Annotated in this window: 19 protein-coding genes; 13 read left to right on the top strand and 6 right to left on the bottom strand. The window is 69.1% G+C overall.

Annotated features, from left to right (window positions below):
• The first annotated feature begins 260 nt into the window (after positions 1-260).
• Positions 261-1,310, top strand: a complete 1,050-nt coding sequence (locus tag AOK17_RS06310) for an LLM class flavin-dependent oxidoreductase (protein ID WP_055611315.1) — start codon at positions 261-263, stop codon at positions 1,308-1,310.
• A gap of 56 nt (positions 1,311-1,366) precedes the next feature.
• A complete protein-coding gene (locus tag AOK17_RS06305; RefSeq protein ID WP_055611314.1) occupies positions 1,367-3,724 on the top strand; it encodes an ATP-binding cassette domain-containing protein in 2,358 nt (785 codons plus the stop codon).
• Here the strand turns inward: AOK17_RS06305 and AOK17_RS06300 are convergent.
• From AOK17_RS06300 to AOK17_RS06275, 6 genes are all read right to left on the bottom strand, one after another.
• Complete coding sequence (locus tag AOK17_RS06300) at positions 3,712-5,223, bottom strand: acyl-CoA synthetase (protein WP_055611313.1); 1,512 nt, start codon at positions 5,221-5,223, stop codon at positions 3,712-3,714. The genes AOK17_RS06305 and AOK17_RS06300 overlap by 13 nt on opposite strands.
• Positions 5,224-5,256: 33 nt before the next feature.
• Positions 5,257-6,165, bottom strand: coding sequence for a lysophospholipid acyltransferase family protein (locus AOK17_RS06295; RefSeq protein WP_079052825.1), 909 nt, complete (start codon positions 6,163-6,165; stop codon positions 5,257-5,259).
• A gap of 242 nt (positions 6,166-6,407) precedes the next feature.
• Entirely contained in the window at positions 6,408-7,178 is a 771-nt protein-coding gene (locus AOK17_RS06290) for a GNAT family N-acetyltransferase (RefSeq protein ID WP_055611312.1), read from the bottom strand.
• A 343-nt stretch (positions 7,179-7,521) separates the two neighbouring features.
• Complete coding sequence (locus AOK17_RS06285; protein ID WP_055611311.1) at positions 7,522-8,271, bottom strand: succinate dehydrogenase/fumarate reductase iron-sulfur subunit; 750 nt, start codon at positions 8,269-8,271, stop codon at positions 7,522-7,524.
• Entirely contained in the window at positions 8,268-10,220 is a 1,953-nt protein-coding gene (locus AOK17_RS06280; protein ID WP_055611310.1) for a fumarate reductase/succinate dehydrogenase flavoprotein subunit, read from the bottom strand. Before AOK17_RS06280 ends, AOK17_RS06285 begins: the two co-directional genes overlap by 4 nt.
• A 1-nt stretch (position 10,221) precedes the next feature.
• Positions 10,222-10,893, bottom strand: a complete 672-nt coding sequence (locus tag AOK17_RS06275) for a succinate dehydrogenase (protein WP_055611309.1) — start codon at positions 10,891-10,893, stop codon at positions 10,222-10,224.
• A gap of 130 nt (positions 10,894-11,023) precedes the next feature.
• Here AOK17_RS06275 and AOK17_RS06270 point away from each other — a divergent pair, with 130 nt between their 5' ends.
• From AOK17_RS06270 to AOK17_RS06220, 11 genes are all read left to right on the top strand, one after another.
• A complete protein-coding gene (locus AOK17_RS06270; RefSeq protein WP_055611308.1) occupies positions 11,024-11,983 on the top strand; it encodes a LysR family transcriptional regulator in 960 nt (319 codons plus the stop codon).
• A gap of 801 nt (positions 11,984-12,784) precedes the next feature.
• Positions 12,785-13,624 (top strand): hypothetical protein, encoded by an 840-nt coding sequence (locus AOK17_RS49860; RefSeq protein ID WP_157881274.1) that lies wholly within the window; start codon positions 12,785-12,787, stop codon positions 13,622-13,624.
• The gene (locus AOK17_RS06260) at positions 13,624-15,819 is read left to right on the top strand and encodes a bifunctional polysaccharide deacetylase/glycosyltransferase family 2 protein (protein ID WP_055611306.1); all 2,196 of its coding nucleotides are present in this window, start codon (positions 13,624-13,626) and stop codon (positions 15,817-15,819) included. The genes AOK17_RS49860 and AOK17_RS06260 overlap by 1 nt, the downstream gene beginning before the upstream one ends.
• Positions 15,820-15,992: 173 nt before the next feature.
• Positions 15,993-17,396 carry an acyltransferase family protein gene (locus tag AOK17_RS06255; protein ID WP_055611305.1) on the top strand — a complete coding sequence of 468 codons (1,404 nt, stop codon included), beginning with the start codon at positions 15,993-15,995 and terminating at the stop codon, positions 17,394-17,396.
• A gap of 252 nt (positions 17,397-17,648) precedes the next feature.
• The gene (locus AOK17_RS06250) at positions 17,649-18,308 is read left to right on the top strand and encodes a hypothetical protein (RefSeq protein WP_055611304.1); all 660 of its coding nucleotides are present in this window, start codon (positions 17,649-17,651) and stop codon (positions 18,306-18,308) included.
• The gene (locus AOK17_RS06245) at positions 18,296-19,342 is read left to right on the top strand and encodes a hypothetical protein (RefSeq protein WP_055611303.1); all 1,047 of its coding nucleotides are present in this window, start codon (positions 18,296-18,298) and stop codon (positions 19,340-19,342) included. The genes AOK17_RS06250 and AOK17_RS06245 overlap by 13 nt, the downstream gene beginning before the upstream one ends.
• Positions 19,343-19,469: 127 nt before the next feature.
• Entirely contained in the window at positions 19,470-19,787 is a 318-nt protein-coding gene (locus AOK17_RS06240; RefSeq protein ID WP_055611302.1) for a hypothetical protein, read from the top strand.
• Positions 19,784-21,130, top strand: a complete 1,347-nt coding sequence (locus tag AOK17_RS06235; protein WP_055611301.1) for a hypothetical protein — start codon at positions 19,784-19,786, stop codon at positions 21,128-21,130. Before AOK17_RS06240 ends, AOK17_RS06235 begins: the two co-directional genes overlap by 4 nt.
• Before the next feature lie 92 nt (positions 21,131-21,222).
• Positions 21,223-21,831, top strand: a complete 609-nt coding sequence (locus AOK17_RS06230; RefSeq protein ID WP_055611300.1) for a hypothetical protein — start codon at positions 21,223-21,225, stop codon at positions 21,829-21,831.
• A gap of 36 nt (positions 21,832-21,867) precedes the next feature.
• Positions 21,868-22,566: a hypothetical protein gene (locus AOK17_RS06225; RefSeq protein WP_055611299.1), complete on the top strand. Its 699-nt coding sequence runs from the start codon at positions 21,868-21,870 to the stop codon at positions 22,564-22,566.
• A 175-nt stretch (positions 22,567-22,741) separates the two neighbouring features.
• A partial coding sequence (locus AOK17_RS06220; RefSeq protein WP_055611323.1) for a hypothetical protein occupies positions 22,742-23,460 on the top strand: 719 nt, incomplete at its 3' end.

The raw sequence follows: 23,460 nt of genomic DNA, 5'->3' as shown, positions 1-23,460 counted from the left end.
AGCCGTCAGCTCTGGACCGCGGCTCTCGCGAGACCCCGCGAGTGGGCGGGAATGTGGCGAGCGACCGACGGCCAGGCCGTTTACGTGGGCGCAACGTTAGGTGCGTTCCGGCGGAATGTTGAAGGGGTGGGATCCATCAATAGCCCATCATCGGGACCGTCTTTTTCCCATCATCCTGACCGCCCGTGTCAGGGGCCGCGGAAGAAAACAGCGGAGCGACTGTTGAGAGAACAGAGCCCAGTTCTTCCAGCGGAGAGACCATGGTGAACGAGCAGGATCACGAAGCCCGACGGGACCCGGACCTGGGCTCTCGTCTCGGAGCGACACGGTTTTCCGTGCTCGACCGCTCGCGCACCCGGGAGGGCCACGACGCCCCTGAGGCGCTGCGCGACACCGTCGGGCTGGCGCGGGAGCTGGAGGGGCTCGGCTACCACCGGATCTGGGTCTCGGAGCACCATGGCGTGCCGGGGGTGGCCGGTTCCGCGCCGACCGTCCTTGCCGCCGCGGTCGCCGCCGCGACCGGCTCGATCCGGGTGGGCACGGGCGGGGTGATGCTGCCCAACCACCAACCCCTGGTGGTGGCCGAGCAGTTCGGCGTCCTGGAGTCCCTGTTCCCCGGGCGCATCGACATGGGTCTCGGCCGTTCCGTCGGGTTCACCGACGGCGTACGGAGGGCGCTGGGCCGGGACAAGGACATGGCCGACGACTTCGCGGCCCAGCTCGACGAACTGCTCGGCTGGTTCCGCGGGACGTCCCCGACCGGTGTGCACGCCCGTCCCGCCGAGGGCCTGGCCGTGCCGCCGTTCGTGCTGGCCATGGGTGAGGGCGCCACGATCGCCGCCCGGGCCGGCCTCCCCATGGTGATCGGCGACCTCAGGAACCGCGACAAGATGCGCCGCGGCATCGACCACTACCGCGAGACGTTCCGGCCCTCCACCTGGGCGCCGGAGCCGTACGTGGTCATCTCCGGCACGGTCGCCGTCGCGGAGACCCCGGAGGGGGCTCGGCGCCTGCTCGTCCCGGAGGCCTGGTCGATGGCGTACTCGCGCACGCACGGCACGTTTCCGCCGCTGCCGCCTGCCGACCGCGTCGAATCGCTGACGATGACGGAGCGGGAGCGCGGGTTCTACGAATCCGGGCTCTCCGGCCATGTCGTCGGGACCGAGGAGCAGGTCGCCCACGAGCTGGAGACGGTGATCAAGGAGACCTCGGCGGACGAGGTGCTGGTCACGACCAGCACGTACGACCGGGAGGCGCTGGTGGACTCGTATCGGCGGTTGGCCCGGGTTGCGGGGCTGACCCCCTCGTGAGTGCTCCACTGGGGGCATCGGTTCCGCCTCGCCCGTCGTACCTCAGGAGTCACCCCATGCACAGCCCCCACGACCCGTACGTCCGTGTGCGTGGTGCCCGTGAGCACAATCTCAAGGGGGTCGATGTCGATGTTCCGCGGGATGTGCTGGCGGTGTTCACGGGGGTGTCCGGGTCCGGGAAGTCGTCGCTCGCCTTCGGGACGATCTACGCGGAGGCGCAGCGGCGGTACTTCGAGTCGGTGGCCCCGTACGCGCGGCGGCTGATCCATCAGGTGGGGGCGCCGAAGGTCGGGGACATCAGCGGGCTGCCGCCCGCGGTGTCGTTGCAGCAGCGGCGGTCGACGCCGACCTCGCGCTCGTCGGTGGGTACGGTCACCAATCTCTCCAACTCGCTTCGGATGCTGTTCTCGCGCGCGGGCGACTATCCGGCGGGGGCCGAGCGGCTCGACTCGGACGCCTTCTCGTCGAACACGGCCGCCGGGGCCTGCCCGGAGTGTCATGGGCTCGGCCGGGTGCACCGTACGACCGAGGAGTCGCTGGTGCCCGACCCGTCGCTGTCGATCCGCGAGGGCGCGATCGCCGCGTGGCCCGGCGCCTGGCAGGGCAAGAACCTGCGCGACGTCCTCGACGCGCTGGGCTACGACGTGGACCGGCCGTGGCGCGAGCTGCCCGCCGAGGAGCGCGAGTGGATCCTGTTCACGGACGAGCAGCCGGTCGTGACCGTGCATCCGGTGCGGGACGCCGAGCGGATCCAACGCCCGTACCAGGGCACGTACATGAGCGCTCGGCGCTATGTCATGAAGACCTTCTCGGACTCCAAGAGCCAGACGTTGCGGGCGAAGGCCGAGCGGTTTCTGGAGGCCGCGCCCTGTCCGGTGTGCGGTGGCAGCCGACTGCGGGCCGAGGCGCTCGCGGTGACGTTCGCGGGCCGGACCATCGCGGAGCTGGCCGCGCTGCCGCTCGTCGAACTGGCCGACTCCCTTACCGGACATGGTGATTCGGAGACCGCCCGCGTCCTCACCGAGGATCTGCTCGCGCGTATCGACCCCGTCACCGAGCTGGGCCTCGGCTATCTCAGCCTCGACCGCGCCACCCCCACGCTGTCGGCCGGCGAGCTCCAACGGCTGCGCCTGGCCACGCAGTTGCGTTCCGGACTCTTCGGGGTCGTGTACGTGCTCGACGAGCCGTCGGCCGGCCTGCACCCGGCGGACACGGAGGCGCTGCTCACGGTCCTCGACCGGCTGAAGACGTCCGGCAACTCGGTGTTCGTCGTGGAGCACCATCTCGATGTCATGCGCGGCGCCGACTGGCTCGTCGACGTGGGGCCGAAGGCGGGCGAGCACGGCGGAGAGGTGCTGCACAGCGGCCCGGTGGCGGAGCTGGAGAGTGTCACGGAGTCGGCGACGGCCCGGTTCCTCTTCGACCGCTCCCCCGCTCCGGTGCGTGAAGTCCGCTCCCCGCGCGGCCAGTTGAAGGTCGGCCCGGTGACACGGCACAACCTGCGCGGAGTCACCGCCGAGTTCCCGCTCGGCGTGCTCACGGCGGTCACCGGCGTCTCCGGCTCGGGCAAGTCCACGCTCATCGGCGAGATCACGGAGGACCTTCCGGGTGTAGGGCGGCTGGTCAGTGTCGACCAGAAGCCGATCGGCCGTACGCCCCGCTCGAATCTGGCGACGTACACGGGGCTCTTCGATGTCGTGCGGAAGGTCTTCGCGGCCACGGAGGAGGCGCGCCGACGCGGTTACGGGGTGGGGCGGTTCTCGTTCAACGTGGCGGGCGGGCGCTGCGAGACGTGCCAGGGCGAGGGATTCGTCAGCGTCGAGCTGCTCTTCCTGCCGAGCACCTATGCCCCGTGCCCGGACTGCGGCGGGGCGCGCTACAACCCCGAGACACTCGAAGTGACGTACAGGGAACGGAACATCGCGCAGGTGCTGGACCTGACGGTCGAGGCCGCGGCGGAGTTCTTCGCGGACACTCCGGCCGTCGCGCGCAGCCTCGCCACCCTCCTCGATGTCGGGCTCGGCTATCTGCGGCTCGGCCAGCCGGCGACCGAGCTGTCCGGCGGCGAGGCGCAGCGCATCAAGCTGGCGAGCGAACTCCAGCGCGTACGCAGGGGTCACACGCTCTATCTGCTCGACGAGCCGACGACCGGTCTGCACCCGGCCGATGTCGAGGTCCTGATGCGGCAGTTGCACGGTCTCGTGGACGGCGGGCACAGCGTCGTGGTCGTGGAGCACGACATGGCGGTGGTGGCGGGCGCGGACTGGGTGGTCGACCTGGGGCCGGGCGGCGGTGACGCGGGAGGCCGGATCGTGGCGGCGGGGCCTCCGGCTGAGGTCGCACGGGCGGAGTCGAGCGCCACGGCTCCCTACCTCGCCCGTGCGCTGGGCACCGGTGGCTCTCAGTCCCAATAGGCCTTCCTGAGGCTGGACTTGGCCAGTTTCCCCGTGGGTGTGCGCGGCAGCGCGTCCGTGAAGTCCACGCTGCGGGGCGACTTGTAGTGGGCGATGCGGTCGCGGACGAAGTCGAGGAGCTCACGTTCGAGTTCGGGACCGGGGGTCGCGCCGGGGGCGGGCTGGACGACCGCCTTGACCGCCTCGCCCATCTCCGCGTCCGGGACGCCGACGACCGCGACATCGGTGACCTTGGGGTGCAGGACCAGACAGTCCTCGATCTCCTGGGGGTAGATGTTCACGCCGCCGGAGATGATCGTGAAGGCCCTGCGGTCGGTGAGGAAGAGGTAGCCGTCCTCGTCGACGTGCCCGATGTCCCCGGTGGTCGTCCAGTTGGGATGCTCGGGGTGCTGCGCCTCACGGGTGCGCGCGTCGTCGTTGTGGTACCTGAACGGGAGTTCCTCGCGCTCGAAGTACACGGTTCCGGTCTCTCCGACCGGCAGCACCTTGCCGTCCTCGCCGCAGATCCGTAGCTCGCCGAGGAGGCCGCCTCGGCCCACGGAACCCGGTTTGCGCAGCCACTCCTCGGGGCCGATGAACGTGATCCCGTTGGCCTCCGTCGCCGCGTAGTACTCGTACAGGACGGAACCCCACCAGGCCATCATCCGCCATTTGACCTCGACGGGGCAGGGTGCGGCGGCATGGATGGCGACCTTCAGCGACGACACGTCGTACGCCTCCCGCATCTCGCGCGGCAGCTTCAGCATCCGTACGAACATGGTGGGCACCCACTGGCTGTGCGTCACCCGGTGGCGTTCGATCGCCTCCAACGCCCCTTGTGGATCGAAGGAGTTCATGAGGACGATCGTGCCGCCGGTCGCCGTGACGACGTGGCTGAAGCGGAGGGGCGCGGCGTGGTAGAGCGGGGCCGGGCAGAGGTAGACGGTGTCCTCGCCGAAGCCGTACATGGGCTGGAAGAGCAGCTGGTACATGGTCATCACCTCGCGGACGTCACCCTCGGGGAGCGTCGGTGCGATGCCCTTGGGGCGGCCGGTGGTGCCGGAGGAGTAGAGCATGTCGGCGCCACGGGGCTGGTGGGCCGGGGGTTCGGGGGATGCGGCGGCCAGCGCCCGCTCGTACGAGCCGTCGTCGAAGCCCAGGTACGAGGCCGGACCGGGCACCAACTGCCGTATTCGCTCACCGAGTTCGGTGAGCGGTCCGGAGACGACGAGTGTCCTCGCACCGCAGTCGCGGACGATGTACGCGGCCTCGTCGGCGGTCAGGTGGTGGTTGACGACGGTGAGGTAGAGGCCGGAGCGGACGGCCGCCCAGTAGACCTCCAGGACGCGTGGGTCGTTGTCGGAGAGGAGCGCCAGATGGTCGCCCGGGCGCAGTCCGGCGGTCCGCAGGTGGTCCGCGAGGCGCAGGGAACGCTCTTCGAGTTGGCCGTAGGTGAGGGTTCGGCCGCCGTCCGCGGTGACGACGGCCGGCCTGGCGGGGTCGTACGCTCCGGGATACATGCGGGGACGGTACCCCGCCGTGGTGACGGTGTGTCAGAGGTGTGCATACGCCTCCGAGTTCGTGCTCCGCCGGTGGGCTTCGACGGTCCTTCGCTGGGCGTCGGCGCTCCTTCGGTGGGCGTCGGCGGTCTCGACGACGGCCGTCCCGGCGTGGGCCGCCCCGGTGGTGGCCGTCTCTGCGGCGAGGGCGAGTGTTCGACGGTCGGGTGCGCTGCCCGCCGGGAGCACCGGCTCCACGCGCACCTCGGCCACGAGGGCGCGGGCCGACACGACCCGCCAGACCGAGGTGAGCAGCGAGTCGCTCCCGACGAACGCGGGCGCGGTGGTCGCCGCTCCCCCGTCGAACCGGTAGTGGAGGTGCACCGGCTGGACGGGCACGGCGGCGTCCAGGGCGGCCTGGAAGGCGGCTCTGCGGAAGCGGCCCTGGGCGCGACCGCACCAGGTGCTCCCTTCCGGGAAGACCACGACGGCCGATCCGCCGCGCAGGGAGTCCGCGATCCGTTCGACGGTCCTCGGCAGTACGCGCAGGCGGTCGCGCTCGATGAACAGCGCGCCGCTGCTCGCGGTGAGCACGCCGGCCACGGGCCACTGCCTGATCTCCGCCTTGGCGAGCATCCGGGCGGGGCGGACGGCGGCGAGCAGGGGGATGTCCAGCCAGGAGATGTGGTTGGCCACCAGGAGCAGTCCGCCGCCGGGCGGGGCCGCCCCGGTGATCCGCAGCCGCACGCCCGTGGCGCGCACGATCGTCCGGCACCACGTCCGGGTGAGCCGGTCGCGCCACACGGCGGCGAGCCGCCCCACGACCGGGATCAGCACGATCCCGAAGAGGAGCACGGCCAGGAGTGCGGCCAGCCGCAGCAGGGCGCGGGGCACGGCGGCCGGCGACCCCACGGACTCCACACAGACCCGGGAGCACGGGGCGCTGGGCAGCCACGCGCTCACCGGGGCGGGCGCCGCGACCGGACGTTCTCCGGCCCCGCCCGGACGTTCCCCTGCCCCGACGCGCACGCCGCCGCGCCGTGGGCGCGGCACCTTCCCGAGGCCCGGGCCCGGAAACACCGGGTTGCTCACGCCCGGGCTCGCGAGCGTCGTGCTGCCGCCCCGGCGCGGGCGGAGTTTCACAGCCACGCGAGACACGCCCGTGGCACCCATCGCACTCATCGCACCCGTGCGGGACATGGTGATCACGCCGGCACGAGCGACAGGAAGTGCCGCAGGTAGCGCGGGTTGACCCGGCGCATCGACAGCAGCACGTACAGGTCGGCGACGCCGAAGTCGGGGTCGTGGGCCGGTTCCGCGCAGACCCAGGCGCCGAGGCGGAGGTAGCCGCGCAGCAGCGGGGGCAGCTCGGTGCGGGCGGGGCGGGTGACGCCCTCGGCGCTCCACGGCAGCAGGGGCCGTACGCGGTACTCCTCGGGCGCCAGGTGCTTGTCCCGCACCCGGTCCCAGGTGCCCGCGGCCAGCGCCCCGCCGTCGGCGAGCGGAATGGAGCAGCAGCCCGCCAGCCACTCGTGGCCGCCGTCGACCATGTAGCGGGCGATCCCGGCCCATATGAGACCGATGACCGCGCCGTCGCGGTGGTCGGGGTGGACGCAGGAGCGGCCGACCTCGACGAGCCCGGAGCGGATCCCGGCCAGCGGTCCGAGGTCGAACTCGCCCTCCGAGTAGAGCCGTCCGGCGATCGCCGCGCGGTCGGGCGGCAGCAGCCGGTAGGTGCCGACCACCTGCCCGGTCGTGGTGTCGCGTACGAGCAGGTGGTCGCAGTACGCGTCGAAGGCGTCGACGTCGAGGCCCGGCTGCGAGGAGGAGAGCAGGGCGCCCATCTCCCCGGCGAAGACGTCGTGACGCAGCCGCTGGGCGGCGCGGACGTCTGCCTCGTCGCGGGCGAGGGTGACGGTGTAGCGGGTGGGGGCCGTCGACAGTGGGGGGCTGTCGAGCGTGGAAACGCCGGTCATGGCACTCTCCTGGTCACGGGCCGGTTCGGCGGAGCGGCGCGGCGGACCGAAACGAACGGTCCGTGCGCTCCTGTTCTTCCGACGCCGGCTGACCGGCGAGTAACCCCCGGAGAGAGACCGGGTGTGAGCTTGTTGAATGCCAGGGGTGCCTGGTGGGGCCGAGGTTGAATACACTCCGGCCCGCTCGCCCGCACCTTAGGCGAACGCCCACTAAAGCCCTCGTAAGGCCGCGGCGAACCGTGCCCCCTAAGGGGCGTGGGGCTGTGTCGATTCGCGGCTCCGCCGCGGGGCGCGACCAGCCACAACGAACCCGTGGCCCGAAAACCCCATTCCCCTCAGGGCGCTATCGTTTCCCCGCTTTACGAGTGGCTCGCAGCCACTCCTTGTTCATACCCGTGATGGATACCAGCGGAATTCCCTTCGGACACGCCGTCGCGCACTCCCCGGCGAGCGTGCACCCGCCGAACCCCTCCTCGTCCATCTGCGCCACCATGTCCAGCACCCGGGTCTCACGCTCCGGCGCGCCCTGCGGCAGCACGTTCAGATGGTTGATCTTCGCCGAGGTGAAGAGCATCGCGGCCCCGTTCGGGCAGGCCGCCACACACGCCCCGCAGCCGATGCACTCGGCGTGCTCGAAGGCGAAGTCGGCGTCCGGCTTCGGCACGGGCGTCGCGTGGGCCTCGGGCGCGGCTCCGGTCGGCGCGGTGACGTAGCCGCCGGCCTGGATGATCCGGTCGAAGGCGGACCGGTCGACGACGAGGTCCTTGACGACCGGGAAGGCGGAGGCGCGCCACGGCTCGATGTCGATCGTGTCGCCGTCCTCGAAGGACCGCATGTGCAGCTGGCAGGAGGTGGTGCGTTCCGGCCCGTGCGCGTCGCCGTTGATGACGAGCGAGCACGCGCCGCAGATGCCCTCGCGGCAGTCGTGGTCGAAGGCGACCGGGTCCTCGCCCTTGAGGATGAGCTCCTCGTTGAGGGTGTCCAGCATCTCCAGGAAGGACATGTCGGCCGAGATGTCGTCCACTTCGTACGTGGACATCGCTCCGTCGGCGTCGGCGTTGCGCTGCCGCCAGACGCGCAGGGTGAGCTTCATGCGTAGCTCCGCTGGGTGGGGTGGACGTACTCGAAGACGAGGTCTTCCTTGTGCAGGACAGGGGCTTCGCCGGTTTCGGTGAACTCCCAGGCCGCCGCGTACGAGAACTCCTCGTCCCGGCGCTCGGCCTCCCCGTCCGGGGTCTGGGACTCCTCGCGGAAGTGGCCGCCGCAGGACTCGTCGCGGTGCAGCGCGTCGAGGCACATCAGCTCGGCGAGTTCCAGGTAGTCGACGATGCGGTTGGCCTTCTCCAGCGACTGGTTGAACTCCTCGCCGGTGCCGGGGACCTTGATGCGCCGCCAGAACTCCTCGCGGATCTGCGGGATGCGCTCCAGGGCCTTGCGCAGCCCCGAGTCCGTACGCGCCATTCCGCAGAACTCCCACATGAGTTCGCCGAGTTCGCGGTGGAAGGAGTCGGGGGTGCGGTCGCCGTCGACGGCGAGGAGCAGCCGCAGCCGGTCCTCGGTGTCGGCCAACACCTCCTGGACGACGGGGTGTTCGTCATCCACCTTCTCGTGGTGCGGGTTGCGGGCGAGGTAGTCGTTGATGGTCGACGGGAGGACGAAGTAGCCGTCGGCGAGGCCCTGCATCAGCGCGGAGGCGCCGAGCCGGTTCGCGCCGTGGTCCGAGAAGTTGGCCTCGCCGATCGCGAACAGGCCCGGGACGGTGGTCTGGAGGTCGTAGTCGACCCAGAGGCCGCCCATCGTGTAGTGCACGGCGGGGTAGATCCGCATCGGCACCTCGTACGGATCCTCGTCGGTGATCCGCTGGTACATGTCGAAGAGGTTGCCGTACTTGGCCTCGACCGCCCCCCGGCCCATGCGCCCGATGGCGTCGGCGAAGTCGAGGTACACGCCCTGGCCGCCGGGGCCCACCCCCCTGCCCTCGTCGCAGACGTTCTTCGCGGCGCGGGAGGCGATGTCGCGGGGTACGAGGTTGCCGAAGGAGGGGTAGATGCGCTCCAGGTAATAGTCGCGCTCAGCTTCGGGGATCTCGTTCGCGGGGCGGTTGTCGCCCTTCGCCTTCGGGACCCAGATCCGGCCGTCGTTGCGCAGCGACTCGCTCATCAGCGTGAGCTTGGACTGGTGCTCGCCGGTGCGCGGGATGCAGGTGGGGTGGATCTGGGTGAAGCACGGGTTGGCGAAGTAGGCGCCGCGCCGGTGGGCCCGCCAGATCGCGGTGGCGTTGGAGTTCATGGCGTTCGTGGAGAGGTAGAAGACGTTGCCGTAGCCGCCGGAGGCGAGGACGACGGCATCCGCGTAGTACGTATCGATCTTCCCGGTGATCAGATCGCGGGCGACGATGCCGCGCGCCCGCCCGTCGACCACGATCAGGTCGAGCATCTCGGTACGCGGATGCATCTCGATGTTCCCGGCGGCGATCTGGCGGGACAGCGCCTGGTAGGCGCCGAGCAGGAGCTGCTGGCCCGTCTGGCCGCGGGCGTAGAAGGTGCGGGACACCTGGACGCCGCCGAAGGAACGGGTGTCGAGGAGGCCGCCGTACTCGCGGGCGAAGGGCACGCCCTGTGCGACACACTGGTCGATGATCTCGACGGAGATCTGGGCCAGGCGATGGACGTTCGACTCGCGTGCCCTGAAGTCGCCGCCCTTGACGGTGTCGTAGAACAGCCGGTGGATCGAGTCGCCGTCGTTGCGGTAGTTCTTGGCGGCGTTGATGCCACCCTGCGCGGCGATGGAGTGGGCGCGTCGCGGGGAGTCCTGGTAGCAGAACTGCACGACGTGGTAGCCCTGTTCGGCGAGCGTGGCGCCGGCGGAGCCGCCCGCGAGACCCGTGCCGACGACGATCACGGTGTGCTTGCGGCGGTTGGCCGGGTTGACCAGCTTGGCCTCGAAGCGGCGGGTGTCCCAGCGCTCACCGACCGGTCCCCCGGGGGCCTTGGTGTCGACGACCGGCTCTCCGGTCGTGTACTCGGCGAATTCAGCGGTCATGTCAGCTCACCACTCCGGTCATCACGCCCACGGGTACGGCGATGAAGCCCGCCGTCAGCACCAGCGCGAGCACGTTGGCGATGGTCTTGAAGGCCCGGTCGCGGGTGCGGCTGCCCACGCCGAGAGTCTGTGCGGCGCTCCAGAAGCCGTGCCGTACGTGCAGGCCGAGCGCGAGCATCGCGACGATGTAGATGACGTTGCCGTACCAGGTGGAGAAGGTGTCGATCACGTTCTGGTACGGGTGTCCGTGCTGGAAGCCGCCCGGGTGCACGGTGCCGGTCGTCAGGTCGAGGATGTGCCAGACGATGAACAGGCCGAGGATGATCCCGCCCCAGCGCATCGTGCGGGTGGCGTAGCTGGCCCGCGGCTTCTTGTGTACGTACTTGGTGGGGCGTGCCCTGATGTCGCGGCGGCTCAGCTGGTACGCCGAGACGGCGTGCGCGACGACTGCGGCGACCAGGACCACGCGGATGATCCACAGCGCCCACTCGTAGTGCAGGAAGGGCTCGCCGATGGTGCGCAGCCAGTGCGCGTAGTGGTTGAACTCGTCCGACCCGAAGAAGATCTTGAGGTTGCCCAGCATGTGGACGACCAGGTACCCCAGCATGATCAGGCCGCTGGCGGCCATCACGGTCTTCTTGCCGACGGACGAGTCCCACATGGTGCGCGTCATGGACGGTTTTCGGTCCGTCCGCGTTGCCAGAGCCATGCAACGCACGCTAGGGCCGGGAGGGCCGATCGGTCCAAGACATGGTCCGGCTCGTTTCAATAGGCTGTCCCTATCGTGAGCGTACTCTTGAGGGATGCAGTTCCAGCAGCTCCAGTACTTCGTGGCCGTCGCCGAGACGCGGCACTTCACCCGGGCCGCCGATCTGGTCCATGTCGCTCAGCCGTCGCTCTCCCAGCAGATCAAGTCGCTGGAGCGGGAGTTGGGCGCCACCCTCTTCGTACGCACCACCCGGCAGGTGACGCTCACCCTCGACGGCGAGCGGCTGCTGCCCTACGCGCGGCGGGCGCTGGCGGCGCAGGACGAGCTGCTCTCCGCCTTCGGGCGGCCGGACGCCGAGCGGCCCCTGCTCGTGGACGTCAACAGCCCCGGGCTGGTCTCCGGGCGTGTGCTGGCCCTGGCCCGTGAACTCGCTCCGGACTGCGAGCTGATGACCCGCTTCGAGAGCGGCCTCACCGGTGCCGCCGCCGAACTGCTCGCCGGGCGGCTCGACGCGTCCTTCGGGCGGTTCGCCGGCCTGGACCCGGCGGTCCGCGCCCGCCTGGAGCAGCAGCCCGTGCGGTACGAGCCCATGGCGGTCGTGCTGCCGGAGGACCACCGGTTGGCCGGATTGGATGCAATACCGCTCGACGCGCTGGCGGGCGAACAGGTGTACGCGGGAGCCGGGAATCCCCGGACGCTGGAGTGGACCGACCTGGCCCGTCAGCTTTTCGAGGGACGGGGGATCGAGGTCGCGGCGCCGGCACCGCTCGCCGTCGGCACCGAGGAGTTCCAAAGGATCATGGCCAAGAAACGAAACCCGGTTCTGGCCGTGATGGATTTTCCGGCCATGCCGAAATCCGTCCTCCGGCCCCTGGTCGACCCCGTACCGCTGTCACCGGTGTCGCTGGTGTGGCGCAAGGGACTGATGCATCGTGGAGTGAAGGCGTTGCGCACGGCGGCGGCGCGACTTGCGGGGGCGGAAGGGTGGCTGGAGCGCCCTTCGGAGGGTTGGATTCCGGCCACAGATGCACTCATCATGATGAGCCGGGCCTGACACAGAACCCTCACTGTTGCTTACGTGCGCTACATTCATGGGCCGGGAGCAGTGTGATAAAGGGGGCGCTCGGGCCGGATGGGGGTCCGGTCCGGACGACGAGTACGAGTGCCCGGGTCGTACAAGCACCCCTTGAACCAGTCCCGTGGGGGGATGTGCGTGCGCGTGGAAAGTTGGCCGGAAGGCGCCCAACCGGATCGGAGCGATTCCGATCATCGGGTTGAGGGTGGAGCCGATCAGTCGGCCCGTCGTAAGGACAGTCTGTCGTTCCGTGGTGAGGCCGGTCAGGCGGCCCCTCGGGAGACCGGTCGGTCGTTTCGCAGCGACTCCGGTGGCGATGAGTTCGGCGGTAGATCCTCCGACCGTGGGGACTTCGACCGAGGTGATTCCGACCGGCGGGATTCCGACCGGCGTGACACCGACGTGTGGTTCCGCCGTGCCGCGGCGCCGTCGGTGCCGCGACAGAGAGACGACGAGCTGAACGACGACGGGCGGAACAACGACGTGCTGAGCGACGACCGGCGCGGTGACAGCCTGCGCGGTGACGGCCCGTGGAGCGACGGCGAACACCGGAAGTACGGCGAACACCGGAAACATGGTGAGCGCGGGGAACGCGGTGACCGCCTTGAGCGTGGGGACCGCGGAGAGTACGGCGAGTACGGCGAGCCCGGGGGACAGAGAGACGGTGATCCGGGTGTGAGCCGGCCGCAGTCGGGCCGGTCCGGAGGGTCCGCCGGTTCCGCAGGGTCCGCCGGTTCTTTCGCCGGGCCTGTCGGGCCCGTCGTGTCCACTGAGCCCGTCGTGTCCAACGAGCCTGCCGGATCCACAGGGTTCGTCGGCTCCGCGGGTTCCGCCGGGGCCACCGGGCCCGCCGGGTCCGTCTGGGACGACGCCGACTCCGACGCCGCCCAGGACTCCTGGCAGGAGTCCGAGCACCCCGAGCACACCCACGACCCGCACGAGGTCACGGTCCAGCTCGACGGTGTGGGACGGCAGCTGGAGGACTGGCTCGTCCAGCAGGCCAAGGGTGCCCCCAGCACCAAGGAGGCCTCGGACGGCCCGGTCTTCGTCGACGAGACGGGCCGCCGCAGCCGCAGGTACCGCAGGATCGGCATGGCTGTCGGCATGGCCTGCGCGGTCTACGCGGTGGTCATCCTCGCCACGCTCCTGTCGGGCAACTCCAGCGCGCCCTGGCTCCCCGAACTGGGCCAGGAGCAGGACGACAAGCCGGCCGGAAAGGTCGAGATCCCGCCGCTGCCCGCCGACTCCGCGGACCCGTCCGGCGCGGTCGTCCCCTCGCCCGGCGTGACGCCGTCGGCGGGTGGCACCGTGAGCAACGCACCGGGCGCCGGCACCTCGACGGGCCCGTCGGCCAGCCCCACCGGCACGGGCAAGAGCACCGACCCGAAGCCGTCGGCGACCAACACGAAGCCCACGACACCGAAGCCGACGAACACCGCGCCGTCGAACCCGCCTCCGTCCTCGCCCGACCCCGAGCCGAGCGTCACCGAGAGCAGCGACCCCTCGGATCCGCCGGGCGACACCGACACCGTCGCCGGTGAACCGCTCACGCCCGGGCCGGTCGTCGCGCCGGACCCGAGCGCCGCCCCAACCGCACAGTCCCCGGAGAACACCCTCTGATGGCACCCCGCACCAGCCGCCGCGGCGCAGAGCGGGGCGCCGTCCGGCGTCGACGCCTGCCCATGCGCTACCTACTGCCCTCGCTCATCCTCGTCGCCCTGATGGCGATGCTGATGCTGCGCGGCTTCGTCCACAGCGAGATCCTCGCCGACCACCGCGTCCAGTCGCCGGCCGCCTCCGACCGGGTCCCCAAGGAGATCCTGGACGGCGGCCCGGTCATCGACACCCGCAACGGGCGCGAGGACAGCGTGCACATCCCGGACCACAAGCTGGTCCTGACCTTCGACGACGGCCCGGACCCCGAGTGGACGCCCAAGGTGCTCGACGTGCTCAAGAGGCACGACGCGCACGCCGTCTTCTTCATCACCGGCACGATGGCCTCGCGCTACCCGGACCTCGTCCAGCGCATGGTCGACGAGGGCCACGAGATCGGCCTGCACACCTTCAACCACCCCGACCTCTCGCTCCAGTCCAAGAGCCGGGTCGACTGGGAGCTGTCCCAGAACCAGCTCGCGCTGGCGGGCGCGGCCGGCATCCGGACCTCTCTCTTCCGGCCGCCGTACTCGTCGTTCGCGGGCGAGATGGACAACAAGTCGTGGCCGGTGACCGAGTACATCGGCAGCCGCGGCTACATCACGATCGTCAACAACACCGACAGCGAGGACTGGCGCAGGCCGGGCGTCGAGAAGATCATCAGCAACGCCACGCCCAAGGGCGGCAAGGGCGCCATCGTGCTGATGCACGACTCCGGCGGCGACCGCTCGCAGACCGTGGCCGCGCTCGACCGGTTCGTCTCCGGACTCCAGGACGACGACTACCGTTTCGAGACGCTCACCGCGGCTCTGAAGGTGCCCAGCGCGCACACCCCGGTCACCGGCCTCGACCTGTGGAAGGGCAGGGCGTGGGTCGTGGCGGTCCAGGCCTCCGAGAACACGACCTCCGTCCTGGTCGTCGGCCTCGCCATCATCGGCGCCCTCGTCATCGCCCGCTTCGGCCTGATGCTGCTGCTCTCCGTCATGCACGCCCGCAAGGTCCGCCGCCGCGGCTTCAGTTGGGGCCGGCCGATCACCGAACCGGTCTCCGTCCTGGTGCCCGCCTACAACGAGGCGAAGTGCATCGAGCAGACGGTCCACTCGCTCGTGGCGAGCGATCACCCCATCGAGGTGATCGTCATCGACGACGGGTCGAGCGACGGCACCGCCCGCATCGTCGAGAACCTGCGCCTGCCGAACGTACGCGTCGTGCGCCAGCTCAACGCGGGCAAGCCCGCCGCCCTCAACAGGGGTGTGGCGAACGCCCGTTACGACCTCATCGTGATGATGGACGGCGACACCGTCTTCGAACCGGCCACCGTCCGCGAGCTGGTCCAGCCCTTCGGCGACCCGAGCGTCGGCGCGGTCGCGGGCAACGCGAAGGTCGGCAACCGCGACTCGCTGATCGGTGCCTGGCAGCACATCGAGTACGTGATGGGCTTCAACCTCGACCGCCGTATGTACGACATGCTCAACTGCATGCCGACCATCCCGGGCGCGGTCGGTGCCTTCCGCCGCTCCGCGCTCAAGCGCGTCGGCGGTATGAGCGACGACACGCTCGCCGAGGACACCGACATCACCATCGCGATGCACCGCGACGGCTGGCGGGTCGTGTACGCGGAGAACGCCCGTGCCTGGACCGAGGCCCCGGAGTCCGTCCAGCAGCTGTGGTCCCAGCGCTACCGCTGGTCGTACGGCACGATGCAGGCGATCTGGAAGCACCGCAGGGCGGTCATCGAACGGGGCCCGTCGGGCCGCTTCGGCCGCGTGGGCATGCCCCTCGTCTCCCTCTTCATGATCCTGGCCCCGCTCCTGGCCCCGCTGATCGACGTGTTCCTCCTCTACGGACTCGTCTTCGGCCCCACCGAGCAGACGATCCTCGCCTGGTTCGGCGTCCTGGCGGTCCAGGCGATCTGCGCGGCCTACGCGTTCCGCCTCGACAAGGAACGCATGACCCACCTCCTCTCCCTCCCGCTCCAACAGATCCTGTACCGCCAGCTCATGTACGTCGTACTGCTCCAGTCCTGGATCACCGCCCTCACCGGCGGCCGACTGCGCTGGCAGAAGCTCCGGCGCACGGGCGCGGTCGGCCTTCCCGGCGCCGCGGGCCCGGGCGGCGGCGCCGCACAGCAGCCGGAGATGGACCGGAGGCCGGTCGGATGAGCGCGACGCCCCCCGGAAGTCCGTGGCCGGAGCCGGCAGGTACTTCCGGCACGTCCGGCGCTTCCGGCACTCCGTGGCCGGACGCAGGAGCAGTAGCAGGGACAGGCAGAGGCACGGGCACAGGTACCGGAATCGGTACCGGCACAGGCACATGGGCCGGACAGGACACCTCGATGCAGGACTCGTACGACGGGACGTTCCCCGGCCCCGCCACGGCACCGGGCTACCCGGACGGCCGTCCGACGGCGACGAGGCCGGGACCGGGTTCGGGGCTGGGCTCGGGCTCGGAGCCGGGCTGGGGGTCGGAGCCGGGCGCGGCTTCGGACTCCGCTTCGGGCTCGGCATCGGACTCCGCTTCGGGCTCGGCATCGGACTCCGCTTCGGGCGCCGGTCCGGACTCGGCTTCGTCGACGGTCAAGCGGTCGGGCCCCGTCCGGGACCGTTACTTCGACCTGCTCCGGGCGCTCGCGCTCTTCCGTGTGGTGCTCTACCACCTCACGGGCTGGGCCTGGCTGCCGCTGGTGTTCCCGTCCATGGGCGTGATGTTCGCGCTGGCCGGCAACCTGATGGCCCGCTCGCTGAAGCGCCCGGCCCCGCAGGTCATCCGTAGCCGTATCCGCCGCCTCATCCCTCCGATCTGGCTGCTCGGCGCGATCGGCGTCACCGGCATGGTCCTCCAGGGCTGGGGCCCGGACGAGGACGGCCACCCGGGCTGGTGGCTCCTCCACCTCACCTTCTGGATCCTCCCGATCAGCGACCCGCCGTACGCCGAGGGGCTGCCCGGAATCCACGGCTTCATCGGCGACAACTGGGCCTCGGACCTGGCGGGCCCGCTCTGGTACGTCCGCGCGTACCTCTGGTACGTACTGCTGTCGCCGTTCCTGCTCCGCGCCCTGCGCGCGCTGCCGGTGGCGACGATCGCGGCGCCGATCGCGCTGTCGGCGGCGTTCCAACTCGAGTGGCTGTCGCTCCCCGGTGAGCGAATTCCGTCCGCCCTGACGGACTTCAGCACGTTCGGCGCGTGCTGGGTCCTCGGCATGGCGCACCAGGAGGGAATCCTCCAGCGGCTCCCGCGTTATGTGGTCCCGTCGGTCGCCCCGGCCATCGCCCTGCTGGGGCTCTGGTACGCCACGAACCACAACTTCACCGAGGGACACGACCTGGACAGCATCCCGCTGGCCCAGGCCCTCTGGTCCTGCGGCACCGTGATGCTCCTGCTGCACTTCAGCCCGTCCTGGTCAGAATGGCCACGCAGGCTGCGCCGCTGGGACAAGCCGATCACTCTGCTCAACTCCCGTGCCGTGACGATCTACCTCTGGCACAACATCTGCATCCTCGTCGCGGCGACCCAGGTGGACCGCCTGTGGAACTACGACGTGATGTGGCAGAACGCCTCCTGGCTCCTGGAAAGCCCCTGGCCCGCTCTGGTCGTCACCTGGGTCCTCATCGGAGCCTGCGTCGTCGCTTTCGGCTGGGCGGAGGACCTGGCGGCGAAACGTCGCCCACAGCTGTGGCCGACGGGTTCGAAGAAGAAGCCGGTCGCCGGCTCGCGGGGACATAGGGCTGGGGCGCGGTAGAAGACGCGGCAGAAGACACAGGACTTCGACGTCGAGGTGTCGCTTCCGGTTTGTTTGCGCGGGCCAAGTCGGGGACTTGGCCCGCCACTTGGCGTAGTCGTCTCGCTGCTGATTCGGTCGCTCTTTGCTATGAAATGCGAACTTTGACGCCCAGTTCGTGACGTGGTTGATGCAATTCGCTCTGGTGTCGTCTGTTACCCCCTCGGTAGCGTGGCTGGGCTCATGTCCCCCTCGCCCCACCGGGAGCCGTCCGTGAACCGCCGCCCCACACTGCTCGCAGCGATCGCGCTGACCGCCGCCGCGGCCCTGTCGCTGTCCGCCTGCGGTAGCGACGACAGTTCCAAGGACAAGGACAACGACAAGATCGCGGGCGCCGACACGGGAAGCGAGAAGTCGGCTTCGCCGAGTGCTTCTGCTTCAGAGGTCGCGGGCCGGCCGAAGATCAAGCTGCCGTCCGATCTCCACTACGCCTTTGAATGGAATAAAACGGGCGACGCGGACAAGGACGCTGTCCTGTCCGACGGTGAGCAGTTCATCAAGGCGACGGACCAGGCCATCGCCAACCAGGATCCGCTGGACCCCGCGTATCGCTTCTACTCGGAGGGCGAGTTGGCGGCGACAACTCAGAAGTACGTGCAGCGATTCGTGGATCACAAGGCGCGCACCACCGGGACCTACCGCTTTTATGACGAGTCGGTGACGGTCCGCGGTGATGGAACGGCGACGCTCTCGTACTGCGAAGACCAGGGCAAGGCCTACAACAAGTACGTCAAGACTGGAAAGGTCGATAAGACCCCGGTAACCAAGAACAGCTACGTGCTCTACAACACCGCCTTGAAGAAGAACAAAGCGGGGGTATGGGTGACCCAGGACATGCTTTCAGAGAGGGCGAGTGGCAAATGCCAGCCGTGAAGAGGCGGGGAGTCGTTGTCGGCTCGGCTGTCGTCTTGATGCTCTTGGCCAACTCGGGCCTCGCATCAGCCGACGACGACTTCGGCAACGGCAGTCAGAAGCCGAGTCCCCCACCGGTCTCCGGAAATGCCGATGAAGACGGCAAGCTTTCGTCGACTGCAGGTGCCGTTGTCTTCGACCGTTCCAAGAACGGCTCGGGCCAGTCTGCCGGACCTGTGACCTCCACGGCGTCCAACTGGACTCCGCCAGCCTGCTATTACGCCCCCAAGTACTCCCCGGACCAGCTGAAGAAATACCTGGAGCCGATCTGGGAGGCGGGCTCGACGGGGTACGAGTGGGACGCGGAGCAGCGTAAGAAGTTCGAGGGTGGTGACCCGTACAAGGACTTCAACAAGGACAAGGCCGGCGAGGGCTATTTCTGGGCCTCCTATGTCACGGAGGGCAGGGAAGGCGATCCCGGTGCGCTCGACTGCACCAGGGACTACTTCTGGGTGGACACGGGCGACCCGCCGCCGCCCGAGATCCCGCAGGCGATCACCCCAGAAATGCTGGCCCAACTCGCCTACGCCGAGATCCGCGTGCCCTCGACGAAGGTCGAACTCGCCCCGGAAGGCACCACGAAGGTGAACCTGCCGACGTGGGCGTGGCTGGACGCGGCGGATTTCAAGCCCGTCTCGGTGACGGCATCCGTCCCGCTGCTGGGCGTCCAGGCGACGACCACAGCCGAACCGATCTCCCTGAAGATCGAACCGGGCACGGCCGACGCGACGACCTACCCCGCCTCCGGCGTGTGTGAACTCAACGGGGACCAGATCGGCGAGGCCTTCGCGAAGGGCAAGGCGGACGAGACCCCGCCGTGTGGTGTGAAGTACCTCCGCTCCTCGGGCGACGACTCCTACAAGCTCCAGGCCACGGTCACCTGGAAGATCCACTGGACCGGCACCGGCGTGAACGGCGTCCAGCTGTTGCCCGACGGTGAGTTCGGAGCGGACCAGGACGTGATCGTCCAGGAGATCCAGGCCGTGAACCGCTGACCGAGGTGGCCGATTCAGCCCGTTGGCCAACCGCTCTCCCGAGGAGCGGTTGGCCGAGTGCCACGAAGAACGGATAGCGTGATTCCGCTCTTAGGAACGGTGGCCGAACGGGGAGAGGTATCGGGGCGTGGCGGAGCGGTTAGCGGTCGACGGGGATGAGCTCGGGCGCTTCATGAAGATGCTGAACAAGTCGACGGACTCGCTCAAGGGTGTCCGTAAGGCGTTGTCGGAAGCGACCATCACCGGGCTGGGAACCGACGATCTCGACACCGCGTGCGAGGACTTCCAGGAGGACTGGAAGTACGGCTCGGAGGAGATTGGCAAGCAGACCGAGGATCTTGCCAAGATCATCGGGAAAAGCCGGGACAGCTACCGCGAGGTCGACAAGGCGCTGGAGGAAGCGCTGAAGAAGGCCGGGGACGGTAGCGGAGGCGGCAAGAAGTGACTCAAACGCCGGGTATCGAGCCGTCGCCCTTCTCCCAATCCGAGGCTGCGAAGAACGGTCCCCTTCCACAGGGACTGAAGTCCTCCCCGCGGATTGCGAACCCCGATTACCCCAACTTGGGCTTCAACCCCGTGCCGGGCAGCACCGAGACAGTGAGTGGCCTGTACAAGAAGCTGGCCGGCTGCGCGAAGGTCCTCGAAGACACGCGAGACCTGGTCACCAAGCTGATGGACGGCAGCTACTGGAAGGGCGACGCGGCCGTCGCCTTCCGGGAGCAGCTCGACGATGGCCCGCTGCCGCTGAACCTGAAGAACGCCGCGCGTTCCCTTAGTAAGGCGGCCAAGCAGCTGAACCTCTGGGAGGGCGAACTCGACGACTTCCAGCGCCGCGCGAAACGCCTGGACGAGGAGGCGAAGGACGCGCGCGCTGTGGTCGACACCGCCAAGGGCAAGGCGACGACAGCGGGCGACGACCCGGCCCTGGACAAGAAGAAGGGTGCCGGGCACGACGATGCCCAGAAGGCCCTGACCAGCGCGAACACAGCCGTCGACGAGGCAGAAGCCGACCTCGAGAAGATCCCCGGCAGGGCTCGGAAGCTCGCCGAGGAGCATGAGCAACAGGCCCAGTACCGGGCAGGCAAGATCCGGGACGCGACGAAGAAGCTGGCGCCGCATGAGCCGGGGTGGTTCGACTCGGCGGTGGACTGGCTCGGCGAGAACCTCCCGGACATCCTCAGCGGAGTGGCCGCAGTGGTCGGGCTGGTGGCGCTGTTCGTCCTGTCGGGCGGGACGGCGGCTGCGGTGCTGCTGCTTGCTGCGGCGGCGTTGAGTGCTACGGCGTTGTCGATGCGCGTGCTCGGAGATCCAACGCTGCGGGCTTCGCTGTGGGACGGATTCGCCAAGGGGGAGCTCGACACGGATTTTTGGAGCAACCTCGTCACGGTCGGTGGCGACGCCCTCGGCATGCTTCCTGGAGTCGGCGCGGCGGGCAAAGGTGCTTTGGCTGCCGTACGAGCAACTGGTGAGGCGGGAGAAGCCATTACGCTCGGCCAGCGAGCAGCCCGTTTCGGTACCGTCACGATGGAGCACGCGAAGTCCATCTCTGCCCTGGATAACTCTCTGCTGAATTTCACGATTCGGGGCGCCCGGGCTGAGCGGGCCATTAGATCGGTCGAGGTCACCTCAGCATCAGTCGGGGTGGCCACTGCAGGCTTCGGCCTGGTCATGAAGGCCGTGGATGCCGACGATGACGGGATCAAGGACGGCTCCGTGGCTGGCATCGACGGCACCCGTCTCGGCATTGATGGCGGTGCACTCGTAGACCTCGCCCGGCATGTTTTCTGAGCCCTGGACATAGAGAGAGCCTCTTCATGCATCCCACCGATTCCCCGACAGCTTGGGTCCACCCACCAACCCGACGGGCCTGGAACCAGCACATGATCATGATCGTCGTGCGGCTGGTCGGGTGGATCGCAGTCTGGTTCGGATCCCTCTTTCTCATCGTGGCGACACCACCTTGGATTGCCTGGATCTTCCTTCCTTTCCTCGTCTATGCGACCTTCCGGGCAGTTCTCCAACTGGCCTACTTCCGTCCGTCCCTCCACATCAAGCGTGTCCTCCAGCAGTACCCCTGGCAGTTCCTCACCGACGTTCCCCGCGGCCGGAACAAGCATCCCCAGGCGCAAGAGGATGAGATGTGGTTCGAGATCCCCAATCCGGAGAAGCCGGAGGAACAGATTCCTCTGCTCTTCCTGGCAAACATGCGCACCTTCTGGTGGATGAGACGATTCGGCACCTCTCGCACCAAGCCAGAGCTGAAGGCCCAGATCGAGCCCCTTTGGTTTGCGGGCGATCCTCGCTTCATCGCTGTTGTCGCGGCTGCCAGCCGCGGAGGCGAAACCCCCAAGCGACTGCACCTCCTCTACCAGCGGACGGCTACCGGCCGTCGTGGGATCACCCCGACCGACTGGAACGCCAGCCCCGCCGCCCTCGAAAGCGCCCGCCGCGCCGGAGCTCACGTGCCTCACCCGTCGCATCAGCGGTAGCCCCGACGCAGCGGCACGTGTACTGGACAGGACCTCATGACCGCCACCCCCCGCTTCACCGTCGCCGACTCCGCCAAGGACCCTCAGGCCGACATCTGGTTCGCCGAACCCGCTGCCTTCACTCCACTCCCTCTCGACCTCCTGCTCGCTCCTCCTGACTCCCCAGGGGCCGACGAGCTGCGTACTGCCTTCGCCCCGTTCCTCGATGCGGCACCTGACGAGGTGATCCGTCAGCAGTTCGTCGCTCAAGTCGCGGAAGGGCAGCGCTTGCTGGCCGCGCTGCGTGAGGTCGGTACTGTTCACTGCTCCATCGGATTGCACCGCGATGACGTCGACGACACGGGCAGCGGCGCCTCTGGTGAGTTCCTGCTCTCTTTCCTCACTCTCTCCTGGCGCGACACGATGGTGGCATCACGCGCAGCGACCGCGGCCCGAGCGGTGGCTTCTGCCGAGGGGCACACGCACATCGAGTACCTCGAACTGCCCTGTGGTCCTGCCACGTTCAGCGAGACCGTGCGCACACCATCGGCCGACAGCGGTCTTCCCGTGCAGGCACTCCTCCAGGTCCACGCCCACCTGCCGCATCCGGACTGCAAGCGCCTGGCCGTCCTCACGCTGAGTACGACGGCTGCGGCTCACCGCGAGCAGTACCGTGCGATCCTCCATCAGATCGCCGAATCGGTTAGCTTCGATGACCCTCTCGCCCGAGCCGAGGATGAAGCGCGCAGGCCGTGACGTCCATGCCTCTGCCCTGGGCCTCACAGCCGGCCGACGGCCCCGTCCTGTGTGCGTCTTCCGTGGAGTCCCGTGGTGTGGTCGTGGAGGGCCGGAGCTCCGGCCCAGGACCTCCAGCAGCCGCGGATAGGCTGCCCCGAACGATGATCACCCGCCCCCAACGGAGTACACCCCCATGAGCAACCGCCAAGTGCAGAAGATGTTCCAGCTCATGGCGAGCGGTGAAGCGGTTGAGGTCACCAGTCCGATGGCGTCCGTGAAGAAGTTGGCGCGGCTTGCCTTCGTTGCGCAGCAGTTCGGGTACGAGTATGCGGATGTGCGGCAGGGGGGTGGGCACAACGGGGCGTTGAAGATGCTCATCGTGCCCGATCCGGGGCCCCACGCCCGGCAGCGGGCCGCTCAGAACTGGGCCCAGTTTCCGCAGGCCGCCAGTGGTGGACCCCTGCCGCCCTTCGTGCCCGACGCCCTGGAGCTGCTCAAGGCGCGGATCAACTTCGACCTGACCGGAAAGAGCGCCGAGAAGCGGATGCTCTACGGGGCCCTCGGCGGCACCCTCGGATGTGTCGTCCTGGCCCTCCGGACCGGTGGTGACGGCGTCGCCTTCACCGGGTCCGGGATCGTGTGGGCGCTGCTCGTCGGGGTCCTCGGCATCGGGTTCGCCGTCACGCGCAAGCGCAACGCGAAGTTCGCGGCGCGTTTGCGGGCCGCCGGCTTCACGCCGGTCACGGACGAGACCGGGCGGGTTCGCTACCTGCCGCACGGCGCGCAGTTGCCCGGGCACGCCAACCCCTTCGGCGCCGGACCGCCCAGCGCGACCGGTCCGTACCCACCTCAGCCCGGTGCCGCGGGTGGTTCGTACGCTCCCCAGCCCGGCCCCGCTGGCCCATACGCACC

Source organism: Streptomyces phaeochromogenes, from assembly GCF_001418655.1.
Classification (GTDB): domain Bacteria; phylum Actinomycetota; class Actinomycetes; order Streptomycetales; family Streptomycetaceae; genus Streptomyces; species Streptomyces phaeochromogenes.
The sequence above is the reverse complement of the archived record's forward strand: the minus strand, read 5'-3'. Positions and strand labels throughout refer to the sequence as shown.